Here is a 13,217-nt window from a genome sequence, read left to right as displayed (position 1 = left end):
GACATCTCGGCCCGGAGAAGGACAGCCTTGCTGTGCATCCCAGTCGAACCCCGAGGAGCACCCGTGCCCGTCACCGACATCACCGCACCCGTCGCGCTCGTCCTCGTCGACCTCCAGTGCGGCATCACCGCGCTGCCGACCGTCCACCCCGCCGACGAGGTCGTCGAGCGCAGCGCTCGGCTGGCCTCGCTCGCCCACGACGCCGGATGGACCGTCGTGCGCACCCGCGTCGAGCCCGACCCGGCAGCCCCGCCGGCGCGCACGGACGCCGCCCCGCCCGCGATCCGGCCGGCGGCGGACTTCGCCGAGCTCGACCCGCGCGTCCCGCTCCTCGACTCCGACCTCGTCGTGACGAAGCGGGCCTGGGACGCGTTCGTGGGGACGGGACTCGACCTCGCGCTGCGCCGCCGCAGCGTGAAGACCCTGCTGCTGGCGGGGATCTCGACCAGCATCGGCGTCGAGTCCACCGCGCGTAGCGCGCGCGAGCTGGGCTACGAGATCGTCGTCGCCAGCGACGCGGTCACCGACCTCGTGGCCAGCGCGCACGACGACGCGGTCGCGACGATCCTGCCGCGGCTGGCCCGCCTGGCGACGACGGAGGAGCTGCTCCGGACCTGCGAGACAATGCTGGTGTGACGAAGCCCGCCATCCCGAACGTCCTCGCCACCCGCTACGCCTCCGAGCAGCTGGCCTCCCTCTGGGCGCCGAGCGCCAAGGTCGTGCTCGAGCGGCGCCTCTGGATCGCCGTGCTGCGCGCGCAGCGCGAGCTCGGGGTGGCGGTGCCGGACGGCGTCATCGAGGACTACGAGCGGGTCGTCGACGACGTCGACCTGCACTCGATCGCCGCGCGCGAGCGGGTGACGCGTCACGACGTCAAGGCCCGCATCGAGGAGTTCAACGCGCTCGCCGGCCACGAGCACGTGCACAAGGGCATGACCTCGCGCGACCTCACCGAGAACGTCGAGCAGATGCAGGTGCGCGAGTCCCTGCTGGTGGTCCGCACGCGGCTCGTCGCCGCGCTGGTGCGGATCTCCCGCATCGCTGCCGAGCACAGCGGCCTCGTCATGACCGGGCGCAGCCACAACGTCCCCGCGCAGGCGACCACCCTGGGCAAGCGCTTCGCGAGCGCCGCGGACGAGATCCTCGTGGCGTACGAGCGGGTCCAGGACCTGCTCGACCGCTACCCCCTGCGCGGCGTCAAGGGACCGGTCGGCACGGGCCAGGACATGCTCGACCTGTTCGAGGGCGACGCGGGCAAGCTCGCGGAGCTCGAGGAGAAGGTGGCTGCCCACCTGGGCTTCTCGCGCGTGCTCACCAGCGTCGGCCAGGTCTACCCGCGCTCGCTCGACCAGGACGTCATCTCCACCCTCGTGCACGTCGCGGCTGGCCCGTCGAGCCTCGCGACGACGATCCGGCTGATGGCCGGGCAGGAGCTGGTGACCGAGGGGTTCCAGGCCGGGCAGGTGGGCTCGTCGGCCATGCCGCACAAGATGAACACCCGCTCGTGCGAGCGCGTCAACGGGCTCGCGGTCGTCATCCGCGGCTACCAGGCGATGGCCTCCGAGCTCGCCGGCGGGCAGTGGAACGAGGGCGACGTGAGCGACTCGGTCGTGCGCCGGATCGCCCTGCCGGACGCGTTCTTCGCCACCGACGGGCTGTTCGAGACGTTCCTGACGGTGCTCGACGAGTTCGGCGCCTACCCCGCGGTCGTGGCCCGCGAGCTCGACCGCTACCTGCCGTTCCTCGCCACCACCAAGGTGCTCGTCGCCGCGGTCAAGGCGGGCGTCGGCCGGGAGACGGCGCACGAAGCGGTCAAGGAGCACGCGGTGGCGGTGGCGCTCGAGATGCGCCAGCAGGGGATCGAGCGCAACGACCTGCTCGACCGGCTGGCCGCCGACCCGCGGCTCCCGCTGTCGCGTACGGACCTCGACGTGCTCGTCGCCGAGCCGCTGTCGTTCACCGGCGCGGCCGAGCGCCAGGTCGCCGACGTCGTCGCGCGCGTCGAGAAGGTGGCGGCGGAGCACCCGGAGGCTGCGGCGTACGCGCCGGCGGCGATCCTCTAGCCCCCATCCCCCTCGATCATGCACATCCTGGGCGCCCAGGACGTGCATGATCGAGGGGGATGTCACATCCCGCCGGGCTGCCCCGTCCTAGGGTCATGAGCACCTCCCGCACCCCGCTGCAGGTCTACGCGGCCGAGCGACCGCGCCTCGTCGCCGTCGCGTACGCCGTGCTGGGCGACGTCGCGGAGGCCGAGGACGTCGTGCAGGACGCCTGGCTGCGGCTGGAGCGGACCGAGGACATCGACGACGTCGCCGGCTGGCTCGTCGTCGCGGTCGCGCGCCTCGCGCTCGATGTGGCCCGCTCGGCGCGCCGGCGCCGCGAGGAGTACGTCGGCCCCTGGCTCCCCGAGCCGCTGACCGTCGAGCCGCTCGAGGACGGGCCCGAGGAGTCCCTGCTGCTGCGCGAGGACCTCTCGCTCGCGCTGCTCGCCGTGCTCGAGACCCTCAGCCCCGCGCAGCGCACGGTCTTCGTCCTCCATGACGTCTTCGCCGTGCCCTTCGACGAGGTCGCCCGCGTCGTGGGGCGCAGCCCGGCCGCCTGCCGGCAGCTCGCCGCACGCGCCCGGGCCGACGTGGCGGCGCAGCGGCCGCGTACGCAGGTCGACAGCGCCGAGCAGCAGCGGGTCCTCGCGGCGTTCGCCGCCGCTTGCGAGGACGGCGACCTCGACGAGCTGCTCCGGCTGCTCGACCCCGCGGTCGTCCTCGTCAGCGACGGCGGCGGGAAGGTGAGCGCGGCGCGCAAGCCGGTGGAGGGCGCCGACCACGTCGCGCGCTTCCTCGTCGGCGTGCTGCACCGCAACGGCTCTACCCTGCGCCCCGTCCTCGTCAACGGCGTCCCCGGCTATCTCACGCTCACCGGCGGCGAGCTCAGCAGCGTCGTCTCGCTCACCTTGCAGGGCGGACGCGTCCGCGGCATCGACATCGTCCGCAACCCCGACAAGCTCACCCGCGTCCGGCCCTCAGCCTGACCCTCCCGCCCGCCACCCCTGTCGACCGAACCCGCACCAGGAGGACAGCCATGCCCGCCACCCTCACCCACCAGCGCCTCGAGGTCTCGCAGATCGCGCCTGAGGCCTACCGCGGATTCCTCGCGGTGGAGGCGTACCTCGCCGCCAGCCCGCTGCCGAAGCCGGTGCGCGAGCTCGTGAAGCTGCGCGCCAGCCAGCTCAACGGCTGCACGTACTGCGTCGTCCTGCACGCCCGTGACGCGCGCAAGGACGGCGAGACCGAGGACCGGCTCGCCTCGGTCGCCGCCTGGCGCGAGGCGCCGTGGTTCTCGGAGCAGGAGCGCGCGGCGCTCGCCTACACCGAGGCCGCGACCGTGCTGGCCCCCGGAGGCGTCAGCGACGAGGTCTGGGACGCCGCGGCCGCGGTGTTCGACCAGGACCAGCTCACGGCGCTCGTCGTCGCCGCCGCGATGATCAACCTGTGGAACCGGATCGCGGTGCCCACGCGCAAGGAGCCGGTCCTCTCCCGCTGACCCCCTCCTCGTGATCATGCACGTCCTGGGCGCCCAAGATGTGCATGATCACGGGCGAGGGGGTGCGCCCTGGGAGGAGTGCCCGAGTCCCCAGGATCTGCATGATCACGGGGGAGGGTGGAGTGCGACGATGCGCGCCATGGATCTCGGACTGCGCGGGAAGCGCGCCCTCGTCACCGGCGGCTCGAAGGGCATCGGGCTCGCCGTCGCCCGCGGGCTCGCGGCGGAGGGCGCGGACGTCGCCCTGCTCGCCCGCGACGCGGACGCGCTCGAGACCGCGGCGGAGTCCGTACGCGCCGCCGGGGTCCGCGTCGTCGCCGTGCCCGCCGACACCCGCGACGACGCCTCGGTCCGCGCCGCGGTCGAGCGGGTCGTCGCCGAGCTCGGTGGCATCGACATCCTCGTCAACGCCGCGGCGAACCCCGCCTCCGGCGGCCGGGCCCCCGGCATCGTCGACATCGAGGACGACCTCGTGCGCACGGAGCTCGAGACCAAGCTGCTGGGCTATTTGCGCACCGCGCGGGCGGTCGCGCCGTACCTCGTCGCCCAGGGCTGGGGCCGGATCGTCAACATCAGCGGGCTCAACGCGCGCACCGCGGGCAACATCGCGGGTTCGGTGCGCAACGTGGCCGTGGCCGCGCTGACGAAGAACCTCGCCGACGAGCTGGGTCCGCACGGCGTCAACGTCACCGTCGTCCACCCCGGCATGACGGAGACCGAGCGCACGCCGGGGCTCATGGCCCGGTTGGCCGAGGAGCGCGGCTCGACCCCGGAGGAGGTACGCGCCGGCTTCGACCGCGCCACCGCCATCGGCCGGATGCCCACCGGGGACGAGGTCGCGGACGTCGTCGTCTTCCTCTGCTCGCCGCGCAGCGTCGCGGTGAGCGGTGACGCGGTCGCGGCGGGCGGCGGTATCCGCGGTCCCATCCACTACTAGTCCAGCATCTGGGACACGCGTCTGCCGCGGGCTGCGCGGCCTCCCGCTCCACCCGCAGGATCCGGGCGAACCCGACCGGAGGAGCACGCCCGTGGCCCTGTCCCCAGCGACACGTACGCAGACCGACGTCCTCGTCGTCGGCGGTGGCCCGGCCGGCACCTGGGCGGCGATCCGCGCCGCTCGCGCCGGCGCCTCGGTCGTGCTGGCGGACAAGGCCTTCTGCGGCACGAGCGGGTCCACAGCCGCTGCGGGCACGGGGATCTGGTACGTCGAGCCCACCCCGGACGCGCGCGAGGCGGCGATGGCCAGCCGCGAGGGACTCGGTGGATACCTCGCGGACCGCCGCTGGATGCAGCGCGTGCTCGACGAGACCTACGCCCGGGTCGACGAGCTCACGCAGACGCCGAGCTACCCGTTCCCCGTCGACGAGTCCGGCGCGCAGTACCGCCGCGGCCTCCAGGGCCCGGACTACATGCGCCGGCAGCGGATCCGGCTCAAGCGGCTCGGCGTGGAGATCCGGGACCACTCGCCCGTGACCGACCTGCTCGTCGATGCGGACGGTGCCGTCGCCGGCGCGCGAGGCGTGCACCGGCGTACCGGTGAGGAGTGGGAGGTACGCGCGGGAGCCGTCGTCCTCGCGACGGGGGCCTGCGCGTTCAAGCAGAAGGCGCTGGGCACCGACGTCGCGACCGGGGACGGCGCACTGCTCGCGGCCGAGGTCGGGGCGGCCATGTCGGGCATGGAGTTCTCCAACTCCTACGGCATCGCGCCCGAGGGCACCACGGTGACCAAGACGGCGTACTACTCGTTCGCGACGTTCTACCGGGAGGACGGCTCGGTCCTCGAGGGTGCCAAGAGCCAGGGCGGGCGCAAGCCCATCGCGCGCGAACTGCAGAGCGGCAGGAAGGTGCTGGCCCGCCTGGACAAGGCCGATGCCTTCGTGCAGACCGCGATCCGGCTCGACCAGCCGAACTTCCTGCTGCCGTTCGACCGGCTGGGCATCGACCCCTTCCGGGACATGTTCCCGGTGACGCTGATCCTCGAGGGCACCGTACGCGGCACCGGCGGCGTCGCGATCGTCGACGACGGCTGCTCCGCAGGGGTTCCCGGCCTCTACGTCGCCGGCGACACGGCGACCCGCGAGCTCATCTGCGGCGGGTTCACCGGTGGTGGTAGCCACAACGCGGCCTGGGCGATCTCGTCGGGCAGCTTCGCGGGCACCACCGCCGCCGCGTACGCGCTGGCCCTGAAAGGTTCCTCGGCCTCCCGCCCGGTGCAGGGCGCGGGTGGCGCAGGGCTGCGGCCGGGCCGCCGCAGGGGTGCGGTCACCACCGGCGAGGTCGTGGCCGCGGTGCAGGCGCAGGTCGCGCCGTACGACATCAACTACTTCCGCACGGCGGAGCGGCTGGAGCCGGCGCTGCAGGCGCTGCACGGGATCTGGGCCGCCGCCCGGGACGGCCTGGCTGACGCCGAGCCCTGGCGCGCACGGGAGGCTGCGGCGATGGCGGCGCACGGCCGGTGGATGTACACCGCCGCGCTGGCCCGGACCGAGAGCCGCGGGATGCACTGGCGCGCGGACTTCCCGACGCAGGACCCGGCGCAGCACGGCCGGCTGCTCACCGGCGGGTTGGACGACGTGTGGACCCGCCCGGAGCGCGCGCTCGCGGGGGTGGCGTCGTGATCGAGGTCGTCGACGAGGAGCGCTGCATCACCTGCGACACGTGCATCGACGTGTGCCCGACCCAGGTCTTCGACCGGCGCGAGGACGGCCTGCCGGTGATCGCGCGGCAGTCGGACTGCCAGACCTGCTTCCTGTGCGAGGCGTACTGCCCGGCGGACGCGCTCTTCGTCGCACCCCTGCGCGCGCCCGTGCCGGACGGGTCGCCGCTGGCGGACCGGGACGCGCTGGACGAGCGGGGCCTGCTCGGCAGCTACCGGGAGGCGATCGGCTGGGGCAAGGGCCGCGTGCCGACCGCGCGCTACGCCGTCATGCCGCCGCTGCCGCACTAGCGGCGTAGACGCGCAGGTGCGCTGCCGCCGCGGCGTCCCAGGAGTGCCCTGCTGCCAGAGCTGTACCCGCAGCCCGGCGCTCCGCTGACGGTTCCAGCGCGGCGGTGATCTGGTGCGCGAAGGACTCCGGGTCCGAGCCGAAGGCCGCCGCGCCGCCGAAGACCTCGCGCAGCACGGGCAGGTCCCGCGTCACGACAGGGACTCCTGCCGCGAGCGCCTCCATCGCCGCGAGCCCGAACCCCTCCTTCGTGGAGGGGAAGCCGAACACCGCAGCGCCGGCCACGAGCCCGGGCAGCGCGGCGTGGGCCACGGGACCGAGGACCTGCAGGTCGACGCCGAGCTCGGCGGCACGCGCCTCGACCTGCAGCCGGTAGGCGCGGTAGTCGAACAGCGTCTCGCCGCCGGCGACGACCAGCGCGAGGTCGGGCGCGCGGCGCCGGGCCAGCGCGTACGCCTCCACCAGGTCGAGCGTCCCCTTGCGCGGCTCGATGCCACCGACCGCGAGCAGGTAGCGGCCGAAGCGGCCGCGCCAGAGTCCCTTCTCAGCCTCGCTGACGGCGGCGAAGCGCTCGGCGTCCACGCCGTTCGGGATGACCGTCGCTCGGATCCCCCAGCCCTGCTCGAGCTCGCGCGCGACTGCGACGCTGACGCAGACATGCCCGACGGGCTCGACGATCGCCCGCTCGTGGCAGGCGGCGAGCTCGGGGGTGGTGAAGGTGTCGAGGTGGTGCACCGTGCGCAGGCAGCCCGGGACGGCGTTGGCGCTGATGCAGTCCTGCGCGTGCACGACGTCGTAGCCCGAGGCGTCGAAGGCCCGTGCCAGCACCGAGATCGAGCGGAGGATCCGCTCGCCGACGCTCTCGCCGGCCACCTCGGCGAACGGCACGAGACGCAGCCGCACCCGCGGGTCGACGGCGCGGAAGAACCCCTCGTCGCCCCCGCGGGCCAGCGACCAGACGGTGACGTCGGCCCCGGCCCGCGCGAGCGCCTCGGCGAGGGAGAGCGTGTGCACCACGCCGCCACGCGGCTTGGTGGAGTACGTCAGCAGGGCCACCCTCATGACAGCCCCTTGTACGCCAGCGGTCGGCGCTCGCGGAGGTGGTGGAGGACCAGCCGGGCGCGCGCGACGTCGGCCTCCGGGTCGCACTCGGCGACGGCGAGCCCGGCCTTGGCCCACGTCCGCGCGAGCACCTCGCCGCCCGCGCCGACGACCTTGGCCTGACCCAGGAAGCGCAGCCCCCCGGTCGTCCCGGTCTGGTTGGCCGAGACGACGACGACCTGGTTCTCCGCGGCACGGGCGCAGTCGTAGAGGTCGAAGAGGCGGGCCTGCCGGTCCTGGCCGAGGCGCGGCGCGCGGTTCGTCAGGCTCGCCGGCCAGGCATTGAGGATCGCCAGCGTGCTCGCCCCGTCGCAGGCCAGCGCCCGAGCCGACTCCGGGAAGGTCTTGTCGTAGTCGATGAGCATGCCGAGCCGCCCGACGGGGGTGTCGAAGGCGGTGAAGCTGTCGCCAGCGGCGTACGCGAGCGCCTCCCCGGCCGGCTGGTGCACCTTGCGGTGGTGCCCGAGGACGCCGTCGCCGGTGACGCAGACGGCGGCGTTGTAGCGCAGCGGCCCGCACTGCTCGGTGTAGCCGAGGCACACGGTCATCCCGCCGGCCAGGTCCCTCACGCGGGCGATCTCCGGACCGTCGGGGTCGAGCGCCGGAGGGAGCGTGTCCGGGTCGGGGTGGCGCAGGTCGGCGAGGTAGCCCCCGAGCGCGCCGTCGGGCAGCACGAGGAGGCGCACCTCCTCGCGGCGCGCGGCCTCCACCACCATCGCGATGCGGGACAGGCAGGCGGCGACGTCGCGACCGAAGTGCGCCGCCGCTGCTGCCACCCGCACCGCCGTCACCGCGTGGCTGCCGCGAGCGCTCGGCCCGAGACCCGGGCCGCGATGTGGGCCCCCAGGTGCTCGGCGTCGCGGGCCACGCCGCTGAAGCGGCCCGAGCCCCAGGTGTGCAGCCACGGAAGGCCGAGCACGTGCACGCCCTCGACCGGCGTCACGCCCCGGTGGTGCACCAGCCGGCCGGCACCGTCGAAGACCGGGACGCGCAGCCACCCGTCGTCCCGGCGGAACCCGGTGGCCCACACGACGCCACCGAGCTCCCCGAGCGGGACGCTCGACGGGCCGGGCTGCGGCTGCCAGACCGGCACGTACCGCGCCTCGGTGGGGGCGGCGATGCCCTGCTCGGCGATCCAGCGGTCGACGGCGTCCTTGATCCCCTCGCTCACGGCGTCGGCGGCGTCGAGGTTCGCCGCGAGGGTGTCGTCGAAGCGGAGGACGTCGCCGTCGAGCTCGACGAGCCTGCCGTGCAGCGCCATCCCCTGCAGGGCGAACGCCCGCAGGTCGATGTCCCGGCCTCCGTCGCGTCCAGTCACGTAGTGGTTGGTACGCCGCCGGACCTCCTCGCCGAGCGGGTGTTCGCTCACGGGGATGTCGTAGTGGCCCATGTCGTGCAGCCAGGCGACGACATCGCGTCCGCGATAGGTCCGCGCCACGCGGGGGGCGCTTCCCACGGCGAGGTGGACGCGGCGTCCCGCGAGGTGCAGGTCCTCGGCGATCTGCGCGCCCGACTGGCCCGTCCCCACCACGAGGACGTCACCCTCGGGCAGGTCGCTCGGGCGCTTGTAGACGGAGGAGTGCAGCTGCCGCAGGCGTTCCGGCAGCGACGCGGACAGCCGGGGCAGCGCCGGGCGGTGGTAGCCGCCGGTCGCGACCACGACCTGCTCGCAGGTGAGGCTGCCGCGGCTCGTCGTCACGCTGAACCCGCCGTCCGGCAGGGGTTCCAGCGACTCGACGGTCGTGTGCTCCACGACCGGCGGGTCGAACGACGCGGCGTACGCCTTGATGTAGTCCAGGATCTCGCTGCGCACCATGAAGCCGTCCGGGTCCGGCCCGGCGTAGGGGAAGCCCGGCAGCTGGCACTGCCAGTTGGGCGTGACGAGGCAGAACGAGTCCCACCGGCCGTCCTGCCACTCATGGCCGATGGTGTCGCGCTCGAGGACGAGGTGCTCGATCCCCTCGTGCTCGAGCACCCAGCTCATCGAGAGGCCCGCCTGTCCGGCGCCCACGACCAGGACCGGCACGGACGCGGGGAGCCCGTTCAGCGGCTCGTGACTCACGGCGCCATCTCCTCGACGACGACCTCACCGGCACCGAAGCGCGAACCGGCCGCTTCGATCGCTGCGAGGCTGGACTGCGCGCGGCTGCAGGGGAACCCGTACGCCGCCCGGACCCGCTCCGACGCCGCGTGGAGCGCCGTCCGCGACCGGTCGAGGAACTCCGCCACCGCGTACGCCGTGCCGGGGGAGAGGTGGTCGTGGACGACGAGGGACGGCGAGTAGCACTGCTGGCGCGAGCCGTCCGGCCAGCGGACGGTGAAGGTCATCTCAGGCACGGGCGAGCACCTCGTACGCGTCGGGCCGGCGGTCCTGCAGGTGGAACATGCCACGCCGGGCGGCGCTCACCGCGGCCTGGACGTCGAGCGAGGCGATGGCGAGCCCCTCGCGGACGCCGGTGGTGGCGAGCACGTCTCCGCCCGGTCCGACGACCTTGGCGCTCGCGACGAAGCGCATGGTGCCGAACGTGCCGGACTGGTTGGCGGAGACCCAGACCACCTGGTTCTCCAGTGCGCGCGCCTGGTCGAAGAGGTCGAACCGCCTGGTCCAGCGGTCTTCCGCGAGGTCGGGGGAGGCGGCGGTCCGCGCCGCCGGCCACGCCGACATGCAGGCCACGACCTCGGCGCCGTCGAGGGCGAGGGTGCGCGCGGCCTCGGGAAAGGCCTTGTCGTAGCAGATCATCATGCCCATGCGCCCGACCGGGGTGTCGAAGGCGGCGAACGAGCCGCCGGCGGAGTACGCGACTCCCTCGCGCAGCGGCTGGTGCACCTTGCGGTGGACGCCGAGGATCCCGTCGCCGTGCAGGGCGACGGCGGAGTTGTAGCGCAGCGGCCCGTCGCCCTCGCAGATCCCGAAGGTGACGACGAGATCCCCCGCGATCGCGCGGACGCGGGCGACCTCCGGCCCGTCGAGGTCGAGGATGGGCGGCATGCCGGGGCGCTCGCCCGGGGCGTGCAGGTCGGCGAGGTAGCCGCCGAGTGCGGCCTCCGGCAGCACGAGCAGCTCGGCCCCGGCGCTGCGGGCGGTCGCGGCGATCCGCTCGATGCGCGCGTAGCACTCCTCGAGGTCACGCCCGAAGGGCGCGGCCGCGGCGACGAGCGTGGTCATGCCGCCCCCAGCCCGGTGACGCCGCCGGCGAGCGCCTCGGTCAGCTCCCCGTCCGGCCAGTGCAGCCGGACTCCGGCACCGCCCACCAGCTCGCCGCAGGCCGCGGTCACGGCCGGACCCGCTGCAGCCACCGGATTCCCGGGCTCGTCAGTCGTGAGCATCGCGAAGCCGGGGAAGCAGGTGAGCCAGTCACCGGTGCTGGCCTCGGCCGGGCGCGGCACGTCGGCCACGTCGAGGACCGCGCCGCAGCCGCTCGCCTCGGCGAGCATGCCGAGCGTGCCGACGAGTCCGGCCATGCTGACGTCCTTCGCCGACGCGGGCCTGGCGCGGCGTACCCAGCTGGTCATGGCCTGCAGCTCCTCGGACGTGCGACTGGAGGTGGAGTCCCACTGGCGCCCGGTGTAGCCGCGGCGCCAGCCACCGTGCAGGTCCGCGGTCACGCGGACCGCGTGCCCGGGGCGGCCACCCCCTGCCGGGACGGGGGAGGACGTGCGCCCGAGGGCGGTGATGCTGAGGGAGGCCGGCGCGCCGAGGGTCGTGTGCCCGCCGATCACGGGGATCGCGTACGCGGCGCTGGCCGCCCGCACTCCCCGCAGGACGCGGGCGGCGAAGGAGGCGTCGCGCGCCGCGACCGCGTCGAGCAGGCCGAGCGGTTCGGCCCCCATCGCGGCGAGGTCGTTGGCGTTGACGAGCACGCCGCACCAGCCGGCCCACTCGGGGTCGCGCTCGACCATGGCCGGGAGGATCGCGTCGCAGGCGGCGAGCACGTCGCTGCCCGGGACCGGTGCGCCGTCGTCCCCGACGAACCCGCTGCCACCGAGGTGGAAGCCCTGGAGCAGCCCGGCGAGGGGGGCCTTGGTCGCGGCGGCGAGCCGGGCGATCCGGTCGACGGGCCAGCGCATGAGCACGTGGGGCGTGCCGGCGACGGTGGTGTCGCGTACGCGGTGCCAGCCGAGGCGCCGGAACAGCGGCTCGTTGGCCCGCTGGACCGTCGCGTCGAAGCGCAGCACGCCCGCCTGCTCGGCCCGCGCGCAGGCGGCGCGGACCAGCGCCGGGCCGATGCCGCCGAGCGTCCGGGCGCGGCGGCCCACGACGAGTCGCGAGCCGGCCCACCAGCCGATGTCCCGGCCGGCGACGCACGGGCCGAGGCGGACGCCGCCGAGGACGGTCCCGTCCGCCGGGTCGCGGGCCACGAGCACGACGAGCCGCGGGTCGTCGTCGGCGTCGTCGAGGTCGGAGCCGGTGAAGAGCCCCTGCTCCTCGCAGAACACCTCCTGGCGCAGCGAGCGGTACGCCTCGACGTCCGCGCGCGTCACGGCCTCCTCGACGAGGAACGCCTGTGCGGTCGAGGTTCGCGACGCCCCGAGCAGGACGATGTCGTCGACGCTGCTCCGGATGGCGACGGTCATGCCCCGGCCGCCGACAGTGCGCTGCACGCGCCGCAGGCCGCGCAGCCCGCCCGCTGGTCCGCCGCGCGCATGCCCTCGGCGCGGAGCGCCTCGGCGACGCGGGCGGTGACATCGGCGACGAGCGCGGGGTCGGGGGCGGCCTCGCCCGCGGCGAGCGTGCCCGCCAGCGGGCGGAACGGGACGACGAAGGGGTAGACGCCCATGGCCGCGAGCCGTGCCGCTCCTGCGACGAGCTCGTCCGGGTCCTCCCCGAGGCCGACGAGCAGGTAGGTGGAGACGCGGTTCCACCCGAAGACCCGTACGGCCTCGCGCCACGCGGCGTCGTACTCCGTCAGGGGCACGGTGGACTTGCCCGGCATCCACCGGGCGCGTACGGCGTCGTCGAGGGACTCGACGTGGATGCCGATGGCGTCCGCCCCGGCGTCCTTGAGCTCCTGCAGCACGTCCAGGTCCGCGGGCGGCTCGCACTGCACCTGCACGGGGAGGTGGGGGACCGCCTGCTTGACGGCGCGGACGCAGCGGGCGAGGTGCCGCGCGCCGCGGTCCCGGGCGGCAGACGTGCCGGTGGTCATGACCATCTGGCGCACCCCGTCCAGGCGCACGGCGGCCTCGGCCACCTCGGCCAGCTGGGCCGGCGACTTCACCCGCGTCGTCGCCCCGGTGGCGATGGGCGCCTCGATGGCGCAGAAGCGGCAGCGCTGCGACTCGGCGTAGCGGACGCAGGTCTGCACCACGGTCGTGGCGAGCACGTCCTTGCCGTGCAGGCGGGCGAGCTTCTCGTAGGGCACGCCGTCGCTCGTGAGGAGGTCGTAGAACAGCGGGCGCGACACGGGGGCCACGTCGACGCCGGTGTCCACCCCGTCGAGGAGCAGACGGCCGTCGGCGACCTCGTACGGGCTGGTCGGGTCGAGCGGGACGGCGGAGCCGGCTCCCCCGAGGAGCAGGTGGCCGTCGTCGCTCGGCCCCGCCCCGCCGCGCCGGGCGACCGGCGCGGCGGAGCGGATGCCGCGGATGGCGACGTCCACGCGCGTGTGCAGCGGGACGGCGGTCATG

At 74.6% G+C, this 13,217-nt stretch carries 14 protein-coding genes; 7 read left to right on the top strand and 7 right to left on the bottom strand.

Annotation, left to right across the window (positions count from 1 at the left end; translation table 11 throughout):
* Window positions 1-63 precede the first annotated feature (63 nt).
* The 7 genes from EV189_RS00405 to EV189_RS00375 all read left to right on the top strand — a co-directional run bounded on the left by EV189_RS00405 (window position 64) and on the right by EV189_RS00375 (window position 6,490).
* Window positions 64-636 carry an isochorismatase family protein gene (locus tag EV189_RS00405; protein WP_130490988.1) on the top strand — a complete coding sequence of 191 codons (573 nt, stop codon included), beginning with the start codon at window positions 64-66 and terminating at the stop codon, window positions 634-636.
* A complete protein-coding gene (purB, locus tag EV189_RS00400; protein ID WP_130490987.1) occupies window positions 633-2,063 on the top strand; it encodes an adenylosuccinate lyase in 1,431 nt (476 codons plus the stop codon). The genes EV189_RS00405 and purB overlap by 4 nt, the downstream gene beginning before the upstream one ends.
* 95 nt (window positions 2,064-2,158) lie before the next feature.
* The gene (gene sigJ, locus EV189_RS00395) at window positions 2,159-3,031 is read left to right on the top strand and encodes an RNA polymerase sigma factor SigJ (protein WP_231115938.1); all 873 of its coding nucleotides are present in this window, start codon (window positions 2,159-2,161) and stop codon (window positions 3,029-3,031) included.
* A 50-nt stretch (window positions 3,032-3,081) separates the two neighbouring features.
* Entirely contained in the window at window positions 3,082-3,543 is a 462-nt protein-coding gene (locus EV189_RS00390; protein WP_130490985.1) for a carboxymuconolactone decarboxylase family protein, read from the top strand.
* Window positions 3,544-3,682: 139 nt separating this feature from the next.
* Window positions 3,683-4,480, top strand: coding sequence for an SDR family NAD(P)-dependent oxidoreductase (locus EV189_RS00385; protein ID WP_130490984.1), 798 nt, complete (start codon window positions 3,683-3,685; stop codon window positions 4,478-4,480).
* A 91-nt stretch (window positions 4,481-4,571) separates the two neighbouring features.
* Complete coding sequence (locus tag EV189_RS00380; protein WP_231115937.1) at window positions 4,572-6,161, top strand: FAD-dependent oxidoreductase; 1,590 nt, start codon at window positions 4,572-4,574, stop codon at window positions 6,159-6,161.
* Window positions 6,158-6,490: a 4Fe-4S dicluster domain-containing protein gene (locus EV189_RS00375; RefSeq protein ID WP_130490983.1), complete on the top strand. Its 333-nt coding sequence runs from the start codon at window positions 6,158-6,160 to the stop codon at window positions 6,488-6,490. Before EV189_RS00380 ends, EV189_RS00375 begins: the two co-directional genes overlap by 4 nt.
* Here EV189_RS00375 and EV189_RS00370 read toward each other — a convergent pair.
* The 7 genes from EV189_RS00370 to EV189_RS00340 are packed head-to-tail and all read right to left on the bottom strand — an operon-like array spanning window position 6,468 to window position 13,216.
* Window positions 6,468-7,550: an MSMEG_0565 family glycosyltransferase gene (locus tag EV189_RS00370; protein ID WP_130490982.1), complete on the bottom strand. Its 1,083-nt coding sequence runs from the start codon at window positions 7,548-7,550 to the stop codon at window positions 6,468-6,470. The two genes, EV189_RS00375 and EV189_RS00370, sit on opposite strands and share 23 nt — an antisense overlap.
* Window positions 7,547-8,380 (bottom strand): carbon-nitrogen hydrolase family protein, encoded by an 834-nt coding sequence (locus tag EV189_RS00365; protein ID WP_130490981.1) that lies wholly within the window; start codon window positions 8,378-8,380, stop codon window positions 7,547-7,549. Before EV189_RS00365 ends, EV189_RS00370 begins: the two co-directional genes overlap by 4 nt.
* A complete protein-coding gene (locus EV189_RS00360; RefSeq protein WP_231115936.1) occupies window positions 8,377-9,651 on the bottom strand; it encodes an MSMEG_0569 family flavin-dependent oxidoreductase in 1,275 nt (424 codons plus the stop codon). Before EV189_RS00360 ends, EV189_RS00365 begins: the two co-directional genes overlap by 4 nt.
* The gene (locus EV189_RS00355) at window positions 9,648-9,926 is read right to left on the bottom strand and encodes an MSMEG_0570 family nitrogen starvation response protein (protein WP_130490980.1); all 279 of its coding nucleotides are present in this window, start codon (window positions 9,924-9,926) and stop codon (window positions 9,648-9,650) included. The genes EV189_RS00360 and EV189_RS00355 overlap by 4 nt, the downstream gene beginning before the upstream one ends.
* Window positions 9,919-10,755 carry a carbon-nitrogen hydrolase family protein gene (locus tag EV189_RS00350; RefSeq protein ID WP_130490979.1) on the bottom strand — a complete coding sequence of 279 codons (837 nt, stop codon included), beginning with the start codon at window positions 10,753-10,755 and terminating at the stop codon, window positions 9,919-9,921. Before EV189_RS00350 ends, EV189_RS00355 begins: the two co-directional genes overlap by 8 nt.
* On the bottom strand, window positions 10,752-12,164 hold the full coding sequence (locus tag EV189_RS00345; protein WP_130490978.1) for an MSMEG_0567/sll0787 family protein: 1,413 nt from the start codon (window positions 12,162-12,164) through the stop codon (window positions 10,752-10,754). The genes EV189_RS00350 and EV189_RS00345 overlap by 4 nt, the downstream gene beginning before the upstream one ends.
* On the bottom strand, window positions 12,161-13,216 hold the full coding sequence (locus EV189_RS00340; protein ID WP_130490977.1) for an MSMEG_0568 family radical SAM protein: 1,056 nt from the start codon (window positions 13,214-13,216) through the stop codon (window positions 12,161-12,163). Before EV189_RS00340 ends, EV189_RS00345 begins: the two co-directional genes overlap by 4 nt.
* Between the last annotated feature and the right edge of the window lies 1 nt (window position 13,217).

The sequence above is a fragment of the Motilibacter rhizosphaerae genome, assembly GCF_004216915.1.
In the GTDB taxonomy this organism is placed as follows: Bacteria; Actinomycetota; Actinomycetes; order Motilibacterales; family Motilibacteraceae; genus Motilibacter; species Motilibacter rhizosphaerae.
This window is presented reverse-complemented; position numbering and strand designations above follow the sequence as displayed.